Consider the following 17,147-nt stretch of genomic DNA (forward strand, 5'->3'; position numbering starts at 1 on the left):
GCCGGGGCGGGCGCACTCGTGGAGGACCCGTCGTCAGGCGTTCAGATGGCGTGGGCCGGAGCAGGACCGGCCGCGGGAGGCGTCGACACGGGCCGGACGCGCGTTCCGACGTCGCATCCGGCGTTCACAGCCGCCGGGCGCCGATGGACGCCATCAGGCTGGGCCAGACGGTGTTGACCTCGCGGATCCAGTAGGGCCACGAGTGCCGGCCGTCGCCGTAGATGTGAGCGGTCACCGGGATGTTCAGCTGGCGCAGCCGGTTGAGGAAGACCCGGTTGCTGTAACCGACGGCGATCTCGCTCAGCAGGCCGATGTCCCACGGGGCCATGTCCGGGTTCTCGAACGGGCCCGGGCGGCCCGTGGTGGCGCTGGAGATGTACAGCTTGGTGCCGCGCAGCCGTTCGGCGAGCGACGTGGGGTCGTGCGCCCGCCAGTTGGCCCGGTCGAGGACGGGGTCGCCGTAGACGGCGTACGGGTCGGAGCCCGACCCCATCATCGTGTACATCAGCATCGCCGGGATCCCCGGGGCGAGCAGCGACAGCGGTCCGCTGAACGAGGCGGCGTGCCGGAACATCCTCGGGAAACGGGCGGCGTAGGTGATGCATCCCTGGCCGCCGGAGGAGTTCCCCATGCAGGCCCGTGCGCCGCCGGCCCGGAAGTTGCGCTCCATCAGCTCGCGGACCTCGACCATGTGGAAGGTCTCCCACATGGGGATCCCGCCCCGGCCGCCGTTCCACCAGTCGGTGTAGGAGCCGTTGTCCCCGGCCGGCATGACCACCATCACGTCGTACTTGGCGGCCAGGCCCTCGATGTCGGTGGAACGGGTCCACGAGGTGTGGTTGTCCCTCCCCCCGTGGAACGCATAAAGCACCGGCCAGGTCCGTGTCGCGTTCTGCCGCCACGTCTTGGGGACCAGGACCCGCACCTTCTTCTGCGTCCCCAGGGCCTTGGAGTTGACGGTGACGTCGAACATGGTGCCTTTTTGCAGCCATGTCACTCCGGCCACGGTGGCGCCGTTGGAGGCGCTCTTGTAGGCCGCCGCGTGCGCGGGCTGCACGGCGGCGGTGACCGCAAGGGGACCGATCAGGGCGGCAGTGGTGATCGCGCCCACTCGACGGGTCAGACGTCGCCACGATCGTGCCGGCATGTCATCCTCCGCTGCCGTTCCCCGGCCTCGTTCGGTTCTCCCGGCGGACGGGCCGCCCGGGAGGACCTCGCACCGCCGTCCGGCTCGCCGGGAACGGGCCCAGAACGCCTGAGGCGCATGCGGACGGCGGTTTCGGGGCGTTCCCGGTATCACATTGTTGGGGGGCAACAGTACACCAAATCTAATAGCGGCTCAGTAGGGCTTTTTTGTGACGATTTGTGACGTTCCGTGAGGCGCGCAGCTCAGCGCCGGTGGGCGTGCGTCGCATGCGATCGCCCGTGGGAGCCGGGCACGGCGCCGGCGTGCGGTCCGGGACGGCCGAGCCCTGTGAGCCCCGTCTGTGAACGACCCCCGAAGGCTCGTTCTCCCGTCACGGCGGCCGGACGGAGAACGCGGCGCCGGGCGCCCTGACACTGTCCCCGCCGCCGGACGGCCGCATCGCACCCGCGGCCGTCCGGCGCCGCCCTGCGCCCCTGCCGCCCGCGCATCCGCCGTCGCGCACCCGCCCGGCCGTCCGGGACGGCCCGCGGAGCGGGCGGCGCCTTCGATCCGCCTCGCCCCCGCCCTCGCGACGGGGGCCGCGATGAAGGGTTTTCCACAGAACGCCGCCGGCGTTCCCTCGCCCCGGCGAACGGCACAGGGTGGGTCCCAGGGCCGCTGCGGCCCGCAACGGAGGGAGCCACGCATGAAGACGATCGAAGCGATGCTCCGGCGGTGGCGGCGCGCCACCCGCGACCTGGGCATGTCCACGGCGGAGTACGCGATGGGAACGCTCGCCGCCGTGGCGTTCAGCGGACTGCTGTACAAGGTCGTCACCAGCGCGGAGGTGCGCGGCCTGCTGATGGGGATCATCCGCGGGGCGCTGCGGATGGGCGGGTGAGCGCAGATGCCCGCCTCGCCCGCCCCGCCGGCCGCGCCCGGTGGTCCGCGGCGGCGACGTTCGCCGGGCGGGAGCGTCCCGCACCGCCGTCGTCCGCGCCGCCGCCCGAGCCGTCGCCCGGTCCGCCGCACCGGACGCCGACGAGCGGACGGCGGCCTCGTCCGCGCCGGTCCGCCGTCCGGAGAGGCCGGATTCGCCACGGTCGAGGTGTCGGTCGCCCTGCCGGCCCTCGTGCTCGTCACCGTGGCGGCCATGTGGGGGGTGTCGATCGCATCGGCCCAGCTGTCGTGCACCGACGCGGCCCGGGCCGGAGCCCGCGCCGCAGCCCGGGGCGAGCCGCTCACGGCCGTCCGCGGCAGGGTGACCGCCGCGGCCCCCGGCGGAGCGACCGTCCAGGTGACCCGCGACGACGCGGTGACCCGGGTGGAGGTCATCGCCGAAGTCCACGCCCCCGTGCCGACCGGCCTGCCCCCGGTCGTGCTGCGCGCCGAGGCCGTGTCGGCCACCGAACCGGGAGCCGCCTCCTGAGACCGGTCCGCCGCCCGCGCGACCCGGACACGGCTCGGACACGACCCGGGCACGGCCTTGAGCGTCGTCCGCCGGTCCGCGTCACGGCGGACGACCGCCCCCTGCCGCCTCGCCGGGCGGCAGGCCTTGGACGCGACCCCCGAAACGCGGCCCCGAACGGAGACCCCATGGATGGAACAGCGCACGGAACGCACGCGGCGCCCGCGATCCGACCGGACGCCGTCCGCACCGGCGAGCCGTGCGTCGGCGTGCGGATCCGCCGACGACGGGACGACCGGCCGGCCGGGCGAGGACGTCCGATGGCGCCCACGGACGCGACGAGGACCCTGCGCCGGATGCGGCGCGGGCGGGCGGTGCGGGGGGATCAGGGGGCGGGGACGCTGTGGGTCCTGGCCTTCATGGGGGTGATCTGGCTGGTCGGGGTGACGTTCATGACGGCCGGAGGGGTGCGGGCGGCGCGGCATCGGGCCCACGGCGCGGCCGACCTGGCGGCGCTGGCGGCCGCCGCGCAGGCCGTGGAGGGGCCCGGGCCGGCGTGCCGGAGGGCCGCGCGGGTGGCGCGCGGCTGGGGCGTGCGGCTCTCCTCCTGCACGGTGCGCGGCATGGTGGCCGAAGTCGAGGTGACGACGACGGTTCGTCTGCCCGAGCCGTTCGGATCGTTACGATTCGTCTCCCGGGCGAGGGCTGGTCCGCAGAGTCCGGAGGGCGTAAGTTAGATCACTGCAAAGTCGTTGTACTTCGCGTCAATAGCTGGAATCGGAGATGTGGGGCGAGTGCGGATGCCGGCCGGGTCCGTCCTGATCGGCGACGCTGACGCCGCCTGTCTGTGATGTTCATTACCTGCCGGTACGTTACGCTGCTGTAAGCGCATAGGTACCGGCGCGACCACAGGTCATCACCTCGTCGCCCGGGACCGCCGCGGCGACAAGGGATCGGCTGTCGAAGGGATTGCCGCCGTGACGATGATTCGCAGGCTCGGTGCGCTGCTCATCGCGACGCCCGTTGCGACGGGAGTGATCCTGACCGGCGGTCCGGGCTCGGCGAGCGCGATATGGGGGCAGGTCACCGCCCCCGCGGACGGCGCCCTGATCACCAGCGGCGCCCAGGTGACCGCCCAGGCCCGGTACTCGGGGATCAGCATGCAGCTGCGCGTCACCGTTCCCGGCGGCGGCGATCAGTTCCTCACCAGCGGCGGAGGGTCGGGCACCCTCTCGGCGCCCATCTCGATCGGCGTGAACGGCAAGTACACCGTCCGCCTGATGGGCTCCCTCACCAAGCACGTCTACGACTCCAACACCTTCACCGTGCGCATCCCGCCGGCGGCGCCGTCCGGCGTCTCGGCGCAGGCCTCGGGCAACACCCTGACCGTCAGCTGGAACCTCGGCCTGGAGGACGACCTCACCGGCTACAAGGTGAGCGCGGGTCAGTACGGCTCCGCGTCCGGATCCACCGCGACCTTCTGCTCGGGGACGACCTGCACCAAGAAGTTCACCATCCCCGCGGGGAGCACCGGGTCGGCGACCGTCAGCGTCCGGGCCGTCCGGTCCAACGGCACCGGAGGCACCATCACCTCCAGCCCGACCTCCCGCACCGTCCAGCTCGCCGGCCCCGCCGCCTCCGGGGGCGGCGCCACCGGCGGCGGGAACACCGGCGGCGGCAACACGGGCGGAGGCGCCATCTCGGTCGGCAACCTGCCCCCCGTCCCGGGCTCCGGCACCGAGAGCGGCGGCACCCCGCTGACCCCGTTCAACGAGCAGTCCCCGGTCACGCTGCCGAACGTGCAGCCCGAGGGGGCCACCCCCGGCTTCGCCTATCCGGAGCCGGTCGTCGCCGGGCAGAACGCCGGCGGCCCGGATCCGAACGCCCTCGCCCGCCTGCAGTGGGGCAAGAGCATCGCCCTGGCGCTGATCCTGCTGGTGATCGCCGCGCACCTGGGCACCTGGACCCGCCGCATGCGCGTCGCCCAGGCGGGCGTCAGCAGCCACGGCATGGCGGCCAGGATCGCCCGCAGCGGGTCCGGCCGGGACCGGGTCAAGAAGGCCCAGGAGCACATCGCCCGAGCCGAGGCCATGGCCAAGGCCGCGACCGGATCGCGCTCCACCAGGAATTCCGCCAAGAAGTCGCCCGAGTCCCGGCCCGAGGCCTCCGCCCGGCGGCCCGGCGCCAGGACCGGCCGGCACGCCAAGACCGGCACGGCCGCCGCCCCCGCCCGTCCCGCCAGGCCCGCCGCCTCCGTCCCCGGCCCGCGTCCGGCCACGGCGCCGGCGAACGGGCCGAACACCGGCACCGGCGCCGAGGCGGCCCCACAGGCCCCGGAGCGGGACGTCCCGGTCTCCCGCGGCGCCGGGTACCGCTTCGTCCCGCCGGGCCGCCGCTCCTCCTGAACGCCTCCTGAGCGCCTCCTGAGCGCCCTGCACGCCCTCGCGCGCTCTGCCCCGCCGGGAGGCGGCCCCGGCCGTGTGAGAGAGCGCCCCGGGCCGTGTGAAAGAGCGGGCCGGCGCGGCGCTATCGGTCCGCGCCGCCCGGAGCTTCGCGGAGCAGCTCCTCCAGCAGCAGGACGGCGCCCCGCTTGTCCAGCGGCTCGTTGCCGTTCCCGCATTTGGGGGACTGGATGCACGAGGGGCAGCCCGACTCGCACTCGCATGCCGCGATCGCCTCACGGGTGGCGCGCAGCCACGTCGCCGCGTCGCGATACCCCCGTTCGGCGAAGCCCGCGCCGCCCTCGTGCCCGTCGTACACGAACACGGTGAGCATCCCCGTGTCCGGATGCAGCGCCGTGGAGACCCCGCCGATGTCCCACCGGTCACAGGTGGCGAACAGCGGCAGCAGGCCGATCGAGGCGTGCTCGGCGGCGTGCGCGGCCCCCGGCAGGTCCACGCCGCCCAGGCCGCGCAGCCGGTCCTCCGGCAGCGTCCACCACACCGCGCGGGTGCGCAGGGTGCGCGGCGGCAGGTCGAGCGGCATCTCCCCCAGGATCTCGCCGGACTGCAGCCGCCGCATCTGGTACGCCACCACCTGGCGGGTGACCTCGACCGTGCCGAAGCACAACGCGGCCCGCCCCCAGGACGCCGAACGCAGCGTCTCGATGATGCGGATGTCGGTGACGTCCCGGGCGGTGGTGGAGTAGTCCGGCTCGGCGGCTTCCACCAGCGCCACCGCCTCCTCCAGGTCCAGCTCCTGCACCAGGAACGTCTCGCCCTGATGCAGATAGACGGCCCCCTGATGAACGGTGGTGTGCGCGGAGGCCTCGTCGACCGTGCCCAGCAGCCGCCCGGTGGAGGCCTCCACCACCTGGATCGCCGGGCCGCCCGCCCCACGGATGTCGGCCAGGTCCGTGGCCCGCTCCCGCCGCGTCCAGTACCAGCCGGTCGCCCGCCGCCGCAGCATCCCGCGCCCCACCAGATCCTCCAGCACCTCGGCCGAGGCCGGGCCGAACAGCTCCAGATCCTCCGCCGTCAACGGCAGCTCGGCGGCGGCCGCGCACAGATGAGGACCCAGCACATAGGGGTTGTCGGGGTCCAGCACGGTCGCCTCGACGGGCGTGCCGAAGATCGCCTCCGGATGGTGCACCAGATAGGTGTCGAGCGGATCGTCGCGGGCCACCAGCACCGCCAGCGCCTCCTGGCCGGCCCGTCCGGCCCGTCCCGCCTGCTGCCACAGCGACGCCCGGGTCCCCGGCCAGCCGCACACCAGCACGGCGTCCAGCCCGGAGACGTCCACCCCCAGCTCCAGCGCGTTCGTCGACGCCAGCCCGATGATCTCGCGCGAACGCAGCGCCGCCTCCAGCGCCCGCCGATCCTCGGCCAGATATCCGGCGCGGTAGGCCGCCACCCGCTCGGCCAGCGCGGGATCGGTCTCCTCCAGTGCGCGGCGGGCGCTCAGCGCGACCGACTCGGCGCCGCGCCGGGACCGCACGAACGCCAGCGTCTGCACGTCCTGGGCCACCAGATCGGCGAGCAGATCGGCGGCCTCGGCGGTGGCGGTGCGCCGCACCGGCGCCCCTCGCTCGCCCCGCAGGTCCGTCAGCGGCGGCTCCCACAGCGCGAACGAGGCGGCGGCACGCGGCGAGGCGTCGTCCGCCACCGCCGTCACGGGCGTCCCGGTCAGCCGGCCGGCGGTCACGGCGGGCTCGGCGGTCGTGGCCGAGGCGAGGATGAACACCGGCGAGGATCCGTACCGTGCGCACACCCGCCGCAGCCGCCGGATGATCTGGGCCACGTGCGAGCCGAACACGCCCCGATATCCGTGCGCCTCGTCGATGATCACGTACCGGAGGCGGCGCAGGAACGCCGCCCAGCGGGCGTGCCCCGGCAGGATCGACCGGTGCAGCATGTCGGGGTTGGTCAGCACGTAGTCGGCGTACCGCCGCACCCAGCTCCGTTCATCGGGCGGCGTGTCCCCGTCGTAGGTCGCCGCCCGCACCGCGGCCAGCTTCAGGGACCGCAGCGAACGGAGCTGATCGGCCGCCAGCGCCTTGGTCGGCGCCAGATACAGCACCGTCCCCTTCCCGCCGTGGGCGGCCCCCGCTCGCGCGCCCCGGCGACGCCGCGCGGCGGCGCCGGGCACCGCGTCGGCCACAGACCCGGCTATCGACCCGGCCATCGCGGCGGACGGTGCGTCGGGCGCCGTGCCGGGGGCGCCCTCCCCGTCGTCCTCGCCGAGGACGGCGGTGAGCGCGGGCAGCAGATAGGCCAGGGACTTGCCCGAGGCGGTGCCGGTGGCGACGATCACCGAGCGGCCGGCGCGGGCGTGCTCGGCGGCCTCGACCTGATGCCGCCAGGGCCGCTCGATCCCGGCCAGGGCCAGCCGCCGGACCAGCAGGTCGGGAACCCACGACGGCCAGTCGGCGGGATCGCCCGGACGCGCCGGAACGGTGTGCACATGAGTCACCCGGCCGCGTCGCCGAGGGTCGGCGAGCAGCCTGTCCAGCGGGCCGCCGCTGGTGGCCGACGAGTGGTCCGTCCGGTCGGCGGCTGAAGATCGGGAACTTTGTGCGGCCACAGGTTTCCAGTCTGACATCCTGGGCAAGAGGTGGAGATATGTCCCGGCGGCGACGGCGGTAACCCCCGCCCCTCGCGCCGGGCTCACCGCATGGGCCGAGCCTGCGCCCCTGGAGGCCGATCCGTGCGGTGGCCTGTGCGGAGGGCTGTCACCTGGCGGAATCGTGTATGAGTGACGTCGGGTCGTGGTTGAATCACGGCGGGGTTCCGTTGCCCCGGACCACTGCGGCACGGCGCTGGAGGATCTGTGGACCTGAAGGTGAACGACTACACCACCGACGATGGCCTCACCGTCATCAGCGTGGAAGGCGAGATCGACGTCTACACGGCGCCGAAGCTTCGTGAGAAGCTGATCGATCTGGTCAACAAGGGTAAGTTTCACCTCCTCGTGGACATGGAGAAGGTCGAGTTCCTGGACTCGACCGGGCTCGGCGTCCTGGTCGGCGGGCTCAAGCGGGTGCGCGCCCACGACGGCTCGCTGGAACTGGTGTGCACCCAGGAGCGGATCTTGAAGATCTTCCGGATCACCGGGCTGACCAAGGTCTTCGGCATTCACGACTCCATCGAGGAGGCCCAGGAGAAGCGCAAGAGCGCCAAGTAGACGACGCACCGAGACGGCCCCCGAGATGGCGACAGTTGAGGTCTCGTTCAGCGCGCTCCCCGTTCATGTCCGGACGGCGCGCCTGATCGTCGCAGCCGTGGCCCGGCGCAGCGGCGTCCCCGAGACGCTGTTGGACGAGGTCCGGCTGGCGGTCGCGGAGGCGTGCTCGCGGGCGGTGGAGGCCCATCAGCGGCATTGCCCCGACGAGCCCGTCCGGCTGGAGTTGAGCGGTGACGGACGCCGCTTCGAGGTCGTCGTGAGCGATGCGGTCCCCGGTGACGACGCGGCGGGCGGTGCGGACATCGATCCGGTGTCCGCCGCGTCGGCCCCGGGCCGGGACGGTTCCGACCCTTCCGCAGGCCCCGCCGACCTCGGCCTGGCCGACGCGGCGGAACTCGGGCTCGCGGTGATCCAAGGTCTCGTCGACGACGTCAAGATCGACACCACCCCCAAGGGGGTCCAGATCCGTATGAGCTGGCCCCTGCGCGACGCCTGATCATCGTCGGGCCCGTCGCCCGCGAGGCGTCCACGGCCCGGCCACCGCGACGATCTGCGCCCGGCCGGCGGGCGCAGGCGGGGCCGGGCGCCGCATCCGGCCGTTCCCCACATCCCGGACGGGTTTGGTGCTGTGCGGCCCGTCCGGCGATGTTCTCATCTCCTCGCTTGTCTTCGTTCCGAACGGAACCCGCGACACGCCGCCGGCGGGCCTGCCGCGGCGTCGCCGGCCCCGACGGCCGTGCGGCGGTTTCCGCGCCGGGCCTTGAGCGGCCTCGGCTCGGCCTCGGCGTGGGCCATCGGGGGACCTCTTCGGCGTGGGTGCGGGTGATGGCTCCGCACCCGCGCAAGGGCCCTCACCATTTCAAGATCATCGATCCGCTCCGCCGTCGCCGACGTCCATACGGCCCGGCCGGTGGACGGCCGAAGGCAGGGGCGGAGACGGGAGATCCGCCGAGGCCCCTGCGTGGAGCCTGCGGAGGGCATGCCGGCGGGGCCGGCCGGAGGAGGGCGCGGGCGGAGTCGAGAGGCCCGCCGAGGTCCGCGCCCGAGACCTGTGGACGGTGACCGGTGAGGGCGGGGGCGGGGCCGAAGGGCCGCCGAGGCTCGCACAGGGGGATTGCGGGCGGTGGTCGTCGGCGCGGACGGGCGAGAGGCCCGCGGAGATCTGCGCCGGAGACCTTGTGGGCGGCGGTCGCGAGTGAGACCTGTGGGCGGTGGTTGTGAGCCGACCGGGGTGGTTGTGAGCCGGCCGGAGAGGGCATGGCGAGGGTGGGAGGTCGGCCGAGGCTCGTGCTCAGGGCCTGTGGACGACGATGGCGGGCCGACCGAGCAGGCGCGGGCGGGGACGCGGGCGGAAGCGGGGAGAGCGCTGAGGCTCCTCTGGGCGCGTTCAGAACCCAGGGCGGCCCATGGCGCGGAGGCGACGCCCCGCGCGGCCCGAAGGGGAAGTCCGCCGGTCCGCCGGGGCGCTCCACGGCCCCGCTGCGGGGCGCCGCACGGTCCTCCCCCGGAGCCGCATGGCGAGCGGCGGCCCGCACGAGCGGCGGTCCGGCTTCCTGCCGTCCTTGCAGAGGCGGTCTTCGGTGTGCCTCGCGGGGGCGGCCTCCGGTGCGCCCTGGGGACCGCACGTCCGCATGACGGCCCGGCGGGACTCGGGGAGCGAGGGACCGGGGCGGCCGGGATCACCGGGACCGCGGGCGGGGCGCCGCACCCGCGCCATGGGCGCCGAAGGCCGACCCCGTGAGCGCTGGCGCACGGCGAAGCGGCGGGGTGCGCCCGCCGTGACCGTCGGAAGCCGGGCCCTGAGGCCGTCAGCGCCCGGCGGGCGGCCGGAGGGGGCCGAGAGCGGCGGTGCGATCGGATAGAGAGGGCGTGACGAACGCCGATGGGCGCCTGCAGGGCGCCGTGCACGGAGAAGGGAGAGCGGACATGAGCAGCGAGCTCGAGGAAGGGCTGGAGCTCAGGCTGGACTTCGGCAAGCTGGCCGCGGTCGCGGCGACGGGGGCGCAGGTGGTGCCCGTCGTGCTGCAGGACGCCGACAGCGGTGAGGTCCTGTTCGTGGGATACGCCAACGACGAGGCGCTGAAGGCGTCGCTGGAGGAGGGCATCGCCGTGCTGTGGTCCACGTCCCGCAACGAGCTGTGGCGCAAGGGGGCGACGTCGGGGGACACGCTGGCCCTGGTCGAGGTCCGCGTCAACTGTGAGCAGAACTCGCTGCTCTACCTGGTGCGGCCGACGACGGGCGGGGCGTGCCACACCAGGACGCCCTCGGGACGGTCGCGTCGCACCTGCTACTACCGGGCGATCGGGGACGACGGCGCGCTCCGTCCCGTGCCGGGCGCCTTCGCATAGACGCGGTCGCGTTCGAGACGGCGAGCGGGGGCGGACGGGAGGGGCGGGCGGGGCGCGCCGGGCACCGGTGATCGTTTTCTCCGGAGAGAAATGATCATTCCTGGATGCCGGTTTCCGGGGGTCGGCGGCGGATCGTCCCGTGCGATATGAGACCGTCTTCTGGGCGATTTTCGGTGATCTTGAAATTTGGGCTGAGTGGTTAAAACTGTTTACCGTTGGCCCGGAGACGGGGGATGGGTGCCGGTGTCGGCGAGAAAATTGTGACAGATGATGCGCGTGATGCGTTGATCCTCCGACAGCAGCCTTCTGACCTGCGATGATGGGTGCAGGGAAAATTTTGCTGGTATGCCGTTCCGGCCTTGTGGAAAGTCCACTGATGAGGCTTCTCATTCGAGTGGAGGATGCATAGACTCCCGGCACCCGCTGTGCCCTGCGAGGTGTCCGAATTGTCCCCGCGGGGTAAGCGGTAAAGATCGCCCCCATCGGCGATCTCCAACGCAACGCCCTGTCGAGGAGGACGGATGTCTGGGCTTTCCCTGTCAAGCCCGGCCGGCAGTGCGAACCTGGATCTGGAGGGCGGCGACTTCACCGTGGTCGCCGTCGTCGCCGTGGTCGCACTGCTGGCACTGGTCGTCGCCGGACTGCTGGTTCGCGAGGTGCTGTCCGCGGGCCAGGGCACGCAGAAGATGCAACAGATCGCCCGCGCGGTCCAGGAAGGGGCGGGCGCCTACCTGAGACGCCAGTTCCGCACGGTCGCGATCTTCGTCGTGATCATCCCGCTGCTGCTGTTGCTGCTGCCCGCGGACGACCTCGGAGTGCGGATCGGCCGCTCGGTGTTCTTCGTGGTCGGGGCGCTGTTCTCGGCGATCACCGGATTCGTCGGGATGTGGCTGGCCGTGCGGGGCAATGTGCGGGTCGCCGCCGCGGCCCGTGACGGGGACCTTGCCGCCGAACGCAGGGCCATGCGGATCGCGTTCCGCACCGGCGGGGTCGCCGGCATGTTCACCGTGGGCCTGGGACTGCTCGGCGCGGCCGTGGTCGTGCTGTCCTACGAGGGCGGCGCGCCGGGCGTGCTGGAGGGCTTCGGCTTCGGCGCCGCGCTGCTGGCCATGTTCATGCGGGTCGGCGGCGGGATCTTCACCAAGGCCGCCGACGTGGGCGCCGACCTGGTCGGCAAGGTCGAGCAGGGCATCCCCGAGGACGACCCGCGCAACGCGGCCACCATCGCCGACAACGTCGGCGACAACGTCGGCGACTGCGCCGGGATGGCCGCCGACCTGTTCGAGTCCTACGCGGTGACGCTGGTGGCGGCGCTGATCCTGGGCACCGCCGCCTTCGGCGCCGACGGGCTGGTGTTCCCGCTGCTGGTGCCGATGATCGGCGTGATCACCGCGATCATCGGGATCTTCGCGGTGGCGCCGCGGTCCCGCGACCGCTCCGGGATGAGCGCCATCAACCGCGGCTTCTTCATCTCCGCGATCGTCTCCGCGCTGCTGGTGGCGGTGGCCGCGTTCGCCTACCTGCCGTCCTCGTTCGCCGAGCTGGACGGGGTGACCGATCCGGAGATCGCCGGCCTGGACGCCAACCCGCAGATCGTGGCGCTCGGCGCGGTGATCATCGGCATCGTGCTGGCCAGCGCGATCCAGCTGCTCACCGGCTACTTCACCGAGACCAACCGCAAGCCGGTCAAGGAGGTCACCGACAGCGCCCGCACCGGCCCGGCCACCGTGGTGCTGTCGGGCATCTCGCTGGGCCTGGAGTCGGCGGTCTACTCCGCGCTGGTGATCGGCGCCGCCGTGTACGGGGCGTTCCTGCTGGGCTTCGGCAACACCACGGTCGCGCTGTTCGCGGTCGCGATGGCCGGAACCGGGCTGCTCACCACGGTCGGCGTGATCGTGTCGATGGACACCTTCGGCCCGGTCTCCGACAACGCGCAGGGCATCGCGGAGATGTCCGGCGACGTGCAGGGCGAGGGCGCCGCGGTGCTCGAGCGGCTGGACGCCGTCGGCAACACCACCAAGGCCATCACCAAGGGCATCGCCATCGCCACCGCCGTGCTGGCCGCCACCGCGCTGTTCGGCGCGTACCGGACCACGGTGGAGACGGCGCTGCGGGAGGCGTCGCAGAGCGCCCGGGACGCGCTCGGCGACTACGCCGACTTCAGCCTGTCGGTGGACTCCCCGAACGTGCTGATCGGGCTGATCGTCGGTGCCGCGGTGGTGTTCCTGTTCTCCGCCCTGGCGATCATGGCGGTCAGCCGGGCCGCCGGACGGGTCGTGATCGAGGTCCGCGACCAGTTCCGCACCAAGCCCGGGATCATGGACTACACCGACAAGCCCGACTACGACCGGGTGGTCGACATCTGCACCCGGGACTCCCAGCGCGAGCTGGCCACCCCGGGTCTGCTGGCGATCATGACGCCGATCGCGGTGGGCTTCGCGCTCGGATACGCCCCGCTGGGCGCGTTCCTGGGCGGCGCCATCGCGGCCGGCGTGCTGATGGCGGTGTTCCTGGCCAACTCCGGCGGCGCCTGGGACAACGCCAAGAAGCTGGTCGAAGAGGGCCACCTGGGCGGCAAGGGCGGCGAGGCCCACGCGGCCACCGTCATCGGCGACACCGTCGGCGACCCGTTCAAGGACACCGCGGGACCGGCCATCAACCCGCTGATCAAGGTGATGAACCTGGTGTCCCTGCTGATCGCGGACGCCGTCGTCACCTACGCCGCCGACGTGCCGCTGCGGATCGGCGTCACCGTCGCCGCGGTGATCATCGTGGTCGGCGCCATCATCTGGTCCAAGCGCCGGGTCACCGACCTCGGCGACGGGAACACCGTCTCGGGCGCGACCGGCGGCGACGCCCCGGAGATGGCGGCCGTGGGCGCGCCCGCCGGCGCCGCCCCGGCCGAGCCCGCCGAGCCGGCCGCCGCCGAGACCGCGACCGGCGACGCCGCCGAACGCAAGTCCACCTGACAGAGCCCGACAGAGCGCGACGCGAGGGCCCCTCCGCGCGGAGGGGCCCTCCGCCGTTCGCACGGCCCTGCACCCCGGCCGGGGCGGCGCCGTGGCGACGGGAGACCCATGGAGACCCGATGAGGCGCACCGGTCGCCCGTCCCGCGCGCCGTCCGCCGTGCCGTCGCGGTTCATCGGCGGCCCCTCGGTCGTCCCTCGGCCGTCTCGGGCGCCGTGCGGACGGGGAGGGCCGCCGCGCACCGAAAACGACTTGGTCGGGCGGCGGGCCCGGAGGAAGGCTCGGGCGTCGAGGGGAGGCGAAAGCGCGCAGAGGGAGCGCGCAGAGGGAGAGGGACCGAGGGAGAGGGATGGAGAACGGCGACGGGAAACGCCTGCGGGAACGCCTGACGATCCCGCACCTCCCGCGTTCGGCGGCCTACGACCCGCGGTGGATGATCGAGGACGTGATGGGCCCCAACCCGCTGTGGCCGCTGGAGGAGCTGATCGGCCGGATGGGGCTGCGGCCGGGGATGCGGGTGCTGGACCTGGGCTGCGGCAAGGCGATGACGTCGGTGTTCCTGGCCCGGGAGTGCGGCGTGCAGGTGTGGGCGGCCGACCTGTGGATCGACCCCACCGACGACCTGCGGCGGATCGCCGAGGCCGGATGCGCGGACCGGGTCGTTCCGCTGCGGGTCCAGGCCCGGGAGCTGCCGTTCGCGCACGGCTACTTCGACGCCGTGGTGAGCGTGGACGCCTACCACTACTTCGGGACCGACGACTTCTACCCGGGATGTCTGGCGGACTTCATCCGGCCCGGCGGGATGCTCGGCGTCACCGTCCCGGGGGTGCGCGCGGAGATCGAACGGGTGCCCGGGCATCTGCGGCCGTGGTGGCAGTGGGAGTTCATGTCGCTGCACACCCTCGCCTGGTGGCGGCGGCACTGGGAGCTGACCGGCAAGGTGCGGGTGCTGGAGGCCTGGGAGCCGGAGGAGGGATGGCGGCTGTGGCGGACCTGGTGCGAGGTGTGCGCCGAGGCCGCCGCCGACGAGACCGTGCGGGAGGCGTCCCGGCGGGAGGCGGAGACGCTGGAGGCCGACGCCGGCCGCACGTTCACCTTCGTCCATCTGGTGGCGGAGACGACGGCGCCCGCCGGGCCCTGAGCGCCGGACCGTCCCCGCCGGGACATAGGCTGGGGGCGACGGAATCCTCCCGAAGGTCGGGAGAGGTGACAGATGCCGCAGCACGGAGACGATGAGCGGATGAACGGCGAGAAGGCTCCGCTGTCCGGAGCGAAGGGATTCGCCCTGATCGTCGGCGGGATGTTCGCCGTGATGCTCATCCTGTGGGTGATCGCCGCCATCGCCGCGCCCTGATCCGCCCCTGATCCGCTCCCCGGGCCGCGCCCGACGCCCGCAGCCCCTACAGTGAGGGGATGCCCACACTGATCGTGTTGCGCCACGCCAAGGCCGTGGAGGGTATCGGACTGGCCGACATCGACCGTCCGCTGGCGGACCGCGGACGTCGCGACGCCGCCGCCACCGGCGCCTGGCTCCGCGAGAACGACCTGGTGCCCGATCTGGTGCTGTGCTCCACGGCGGTGCGGACCCGGGAGACCCTGGAGGGCCTGGAACTGGACTCCCCGGTGGAGTTCGAGCCCGGGATCTACGACAACCACATCGACGCCCTGCTGTCGCTGATCCAGGCGGTCGACGACGATGTGGAACGCCTCCTGCTGATCGGCCACAACCCCTCGACGCACGAGCTGGTGCACACCCTCACCAGCGAGGCCCCCGAGTCGTTCCCGACCTGTGCGCTGGCCGTGATCGAGCTTCCCGGTCCGTGGGCGCGGGCCTGGCCCGGCAGCGGCACCCTCGTCCTCCATCGCACCCCCAAGGGCTGACCCGGCGCGGCCTACCCTGGCGGCATGGGCCGCCGAACGGAGCTGCGTGATTTCCTGCGGAGCCGGCGGGCTCGGCTGAGCCCCCGGGACGTGGGACTGCCCGACACCGGCCGCAGGCGCACCCCCGGTCTGCGCCGGGAGGAGGTGGCCGTGCTGGCCGGGGTGGGGGTGTCCTGGTACACCTGGCTGGAGCAGGGGCGCGACATCACGGTGTCGCCGCAGGTCCTGGACGCGGTGGCGCGGGCGCTGCGGCTGAACCGCCACGAGCGCGCCCACCTGTACCTGCTGGCGGGCTGCAATCCGCCGCTCCCGGAGGCCGACCGGGGCGAGCCGCTCCGGGCCGAACTGCAGCGGCTGCTGGACGCCTGGTCGCCGCGTCCGGCGTACGTGCTGGACCGGCACTGGGGGATCGCGGCGCTGAACGAGACGGCGCGGGAGGTGTTCGCCCTCACCGACGAGGACCGCAACTGCCTGGTGGCGTTCTTCACCAGCCCCGCCTACCGCGCCTCCTTCGCGCACTGGGAGGCGGCGGCCCCGGGGATCGTCGCCCAGTTCCGCGCGGACGCGGCCCGTCATCCCGGCGACCCGGAGTTCGCGCGCATCGCCGCCGAGCTGCGTGAGGCCAGCGCGGAGTTCGCCGAGCTGTGGCGGCGGCACGAGGTGGCCCACTCCACCCAGGGGGTGAAGGCGATCGAGCATCCGCGGGAGGGCCTGCTGGTGCTGGAGTACACCGGGCTGCCGCTGCCGGACCACCCCGGGCACCGGCTGGTGCTGCACAATCCGCGGCCGGGCACGGGAACGGCCGAGAAGCTGCACCGGCTGGCGGGCCCGCCGGGCAGGGTGGTGGTGTCGCACCCATGATCGGCGCGCTCTGGTGACGAGGCCGGGCGCCGGAGAGCATCACGGCCATGAGCCGATTCACCGACCAGATCGCGCTGATCACCGGAGGGACCAGCGGCATGGGGCTGGCCACCGCTCGTCTGCTCGTCGCCGAGGGCGCCCATGTGGTCGTCACCGGCCGGGACCGGCGGCGCCTGGACGCCGCCGTCGCCGAGCTGGGCGAACGCTGCCTGGGCGTGGTGGCGGACGTGGGGGACGCGGCCGGGGTGGAGGCGGCGACGGAGGCCGTGCGGGACCGGCACGGCCGGCTGGACATCGTCTTCGCCAACGCGGGGACCGCCGTCTTCAAGCCGTTCGCCGAGATCACCCCGGCGGACTTCGACCGCGTGGTGGCGGTGAACTTCCGGGGGGTGTTCCTCACCGTTCAGCGGGCGCTCCCGCTGCTGGCCGACGGCGCGCGCATCGTCATCAACGCCTCCTGGACCCTGCACCGGGGCAACGCCACCGCCGGTCTGTACTCCGCCACCAAGGCCGCGGTGCACAACCTGGCCCGGACGTTGGCCGCCGAGCTGGGACCGCGCGGCATCCGGGTCAACTCCATCAGCCCCGGATACATCGACACGCCCATGTACCCCGAAGCCGATCTCGATCCCGCCGAGGCCGCGGCCGCGCGAGGGCGGGTGCCGGCGGGCAGGTTCGGCCGGCCGGAGGAGGTGGCGGCGGCGGTCGCGTTCCTGGCCGGCCCTGAGTCCTCCTACGTCAACGGACAGGATCTGATCGTCGACGGCGGGCTCGTCGCCGCGATCCCCGCGCCCGCGGACTGAACTCAGGCCGTCACCGTCGCGCCGCATGGGCACGGCCGCGGTCCCCGCGGCCGCACGGACCGGACTCGGGCCGCGTCGGCGGCGCGGGCTTCGAGCGCGTCGGCGAGGGCCTGTGGAGCCGATTCGCTC

At 73.3% G+C, this 17,147-nt stretch carries 15 protein-coding genes; 13 read left to right on the top strand and 2 right to left on the bottom strand.

The annotated features are described in order from the left end of the window. Window positions 1–124: 124 nt before the first annotated feature. Window positions 125–1,147, bottom strand: a complete 1,023-nt coding sequence (locus EIO00_RS17180) for an alpha/beta hydrolase (RefSeq protein ID WP_140180183.1) — start codon at window positions 1,145–1,147, stop codon at window positions 125–127. Window positions 1,148–1,832: 685 nt separating this feature from the next. Here EIO00_RS17180 and EIO00_RS17185 point away from each other — a divergent pair. From EIO00_RS17185 to EIO00_RS17200, 4 genes are all read left to right on the top strand, one after another. After that, window positions 1,833–2,027, top strand: coding sequence for a DUF4244 domain-containing protein (locus tag EIO00_RS17185; RefSeq protein ID WP_140180185.1), 195 nt, complete (start codon window positions 1,833–1,835; stop codon window positions 2,025–2,027). A 207-nt stretch (window positions 2,028–2,234) separates the two neighbouring features. Further along, window positions 2,235–2,555: a TadE family type IV pilus minor pilin gene (locus EIO00_RS25315; RefSeq protein WP_241661424.1), complete on the top strand. Its 321-nt coding sequence runs from the start codon at window positions 2,235–2,237 to the stop codon at window positions 2,553–2,555. 299 nt (window positions 2,556–2,854) lie between these two features. Then, window positions 2,855–3,271: an Rv3654c family TadE-like protein gene (locus EIO00_RS17195; protein ID WP_161602745.1), complete on the top strand. Its 417-nt coding sequence runs from the start codon at window positions 2,855–2,857 to the stop codon at window positions 3,269–3,271. 240 nt (window positions 3,272–3,511) lie between these two features. Further along, window positions 3,512–4,939: a fibronectin type III domain-containing protein gene (locus tag EIO00_RS17200; RefSeq protein ID WP_140180191.1), complete on the top strand. Its 1,428-nt coding sequence runs from the start codon at window positions 3,512–3,514 to the stop codon at window positions 4,937–4,939. Window positions 4,940–5,060: 121 nt separating this feature from the next. Here the strand turns inward: EIO00_RS17200 and EIO00_RS17205 are convergent, their stop codons facing one another. Further along, window positions 5,061–7,436 carry a DEAD/DEAH box helicase gene (locus tag EIO00_RS17205; RefSeq protein ID WP_338325938.1) on the bottom strand — a complete coding sequence of 792 codons (2,376 nt, stop codon included), beginning with the start codon at window positions 7,434–7,436 and terminating at the stop codon, window positions 5,061–5,063. A 366-nt stretch (window positions 7,437–7,802) separates the two neighbouring features. On the opposite strand from EIO00_RS17205, the gene EIO00_RS17210 reads away from it, so the two are divergent. The 9 genes from EIO00_RS17210 to EIO00_RS17245 all read left to right on the top strand — a co-directional run bounded on the left by EIO00_RS17210 (window position 7,803) and on the right by EIO00_RS17245 (window position 17,018). Further along, window positions 7,803–8,156, top strand: coding sequence for an STAS domain-containing protein (locus tag EIO00_RS17210; RefSeq protein WP_140180194.1), 354 nt, complete (start codon window positions 7,803–7,805; stop codon window positions 8,154–8,156). 25 nt (window positions 8,157–8,181) lie between these two features. After that, a complete protein-coding gene (locus tag EIO00_RS17215; protein WP_140180196.1) occupies window positions 8,182–8,652 on the top strand; it encodes an ATP-binding protein in 471 nt (156 codons plus the stop codon). Between the two features lie 1,430 nt (window positions 8,653–10,082). Continuing rightward, complete coding sequence (locus EIO00_RS17220; RefSeq protein WP_140180198.1) at window positions 10,083–10,505, top strand: phosphoribosyl-AMP cyclohydrolase; 423 nt, start codon at window positions 10,083–10,085, stop codon at window positions 10,503–10,505. Between the two features lie 521 nt (window positions 10,506–11,026). After that, on the top strand, window positions 11,027–13,474 hold the full coding sequence (locus EIO00_RS17225; RefSeq protein ID WP_140180200.1) for a sodium-translocating pyrophosphatase: 2,448 nt from the start codon (window positions 11,027–11,029) through the stop codon (window positions 13,472–13,474). 348 nt (window positions 13,475–13,822) lie between these two features. Beyond that, window positions 13,823–14,614, top strand: coding sequence for an SAM-dependent methyltransferase (locus tag EIO00_RS17230; RefSeq protein ID WP_140180202.1), 792 nt, complete (start codon window positions 13,823–13,825; stop codon window positions 14,612–14,614). Window positions 14,615–14,686: 72 nt separating this feature from the next. Continuing rightward, entirely contained in the window at window positions 14,687–14,827 is a 141-nt protein-coding gene (locus tag EIO00_RS24250) for a hypothetical protein (RefSeq protein ID WP_161602746.1), read from the top strand. 59 nt (window positions 14,828–14,886) lie between these two features. After that, window positions 14,887–15,354, top strand: coding sequence for a SixA phosphatase family protein (locus EIO00_RS17235; protein ID WP_140180204.1), 468 nt, complete (start codon window positions 14,887–14,889; stop codon window positions 15,352–15,354). 24 nt (window positions 15,355–15,378) lie between these two features. Continuing rightward, window positions 15,379–16,215 carry a helix-turn-helix transcriptional regulator gene (locus EIO00_RS17240; protein WP_140180206.1) on the top strand — a complete coding sequence of 279 codons (837 nt, stop codon included), beginning with the start codon at window positions 15,379–15,381 and terminating at the stop codon, window positions 16,213–16,215. A 47-nt stretch (window positions 16,216–16,262) separates the two neighbouring features. Next, the gene (locus EIO00_RS17245) at window positions 16,263–17,018 is read left to right on the top strand and encodes an SDR family NAD(P)-dependent oxidoreductase (RefSeq protein ID WP_140180208.1); all 756 of its coding nucleotides are present in this window, start codon (window positions 16,263–16,265) and stop codon (window positions 17,016–17,018) included. Window positions 17,019–17,147: the final 129 nt, after the last annotated feature.

Source organism: Thermomonospora catenispora (assembly GCF_006363815.1).
Classification (GTDB): domain Bacteria; phylum Actinomycetota; class Actinomycetes; order Streptosporangiales; family Streptosporangiaceae; genus Thermomonospora; species Thermomonospora catenispora.

Bases quoted from the DNA above. Each gene is read 5' to 3' on its own strand.
- EIO00_RS17180 (WP_140180183.1), bottom strand. From the start codon at position 1,147: ATGCCGGCACGATCGTGGCGACGTCTGACCCGTCGAGTGGGCGCGATC.
- EIO00_RS17185 (WP_140180185.1), top strand. From the start codon at position 1,833: ATGAAGACGATCGAAGCGATGCTCCGGCGGTGGCGGCGCGCCACCCGC.
- EIO00_RS17195 (WP_161602745.1), top strand. From the start codon at position 2,855: ATGGCGCCCACGGACGCGACGAGGACCCTGCGCCGGATGCGGCGCGGG.
- EIO00_RS17215 (WP_140180196.1), top strand. From the start codon at position 8,182: ATGGCGACAGTTGAGGTCTCGTTCAGCGCGCTCCCCGTTCATGTCCGG.
- EIO00_RS17220 (WP_140180198.1), top strand. From the start codon at position 10,083: ATGAGCAGCGAGCTCGAGGAAGGGCTGGAGCTCAGGCTGGACTTCGGC.
- EIO00_RS17225 (WP_140180200.1), top strand. From the start codon at position 11,027: ATGTCTGGGCTTTCCCTGTCAAGCCCGGCCGGCAGTGCGAACCTGGAT.
- EIO00_RS17230 (WP_140180202.1), top strand. From the start codon at position 13,823: ATGGAGAACGGCGACGGGAAACGCCTGCGGGAACGCCTGACGATCCCG.
- EIO00_RS24250 (WP_161602746.1), top strand. From the start codon at position 14,687: ATGCCGCAGCACGGAGACGATGAGCGGATGAACGGCGAGAAGGCTCCG.
- EIO00_RS17235 (WP_140180204.1), top strand. From the start codon at position 14,887: ATGCCCACACTGATCGTGTTGCGCCACGCCAAGGCCGTGGAGGGTATC.
- EIO00_RS17240 (WP_140180206.1), top strand. From the start codon at position 15,379: ATGGGCCGCCGAACGGAGCTGCGTGATTTCCTGCGGAGCCGGCGGGCT.
- EIO00_RS17245 (WP_140180208.1), top strand. From the start codon at position 16,263: ATGAGCCGATTCACCGACCAGATCGCGCTGATCACCGGAGGGACCAGC.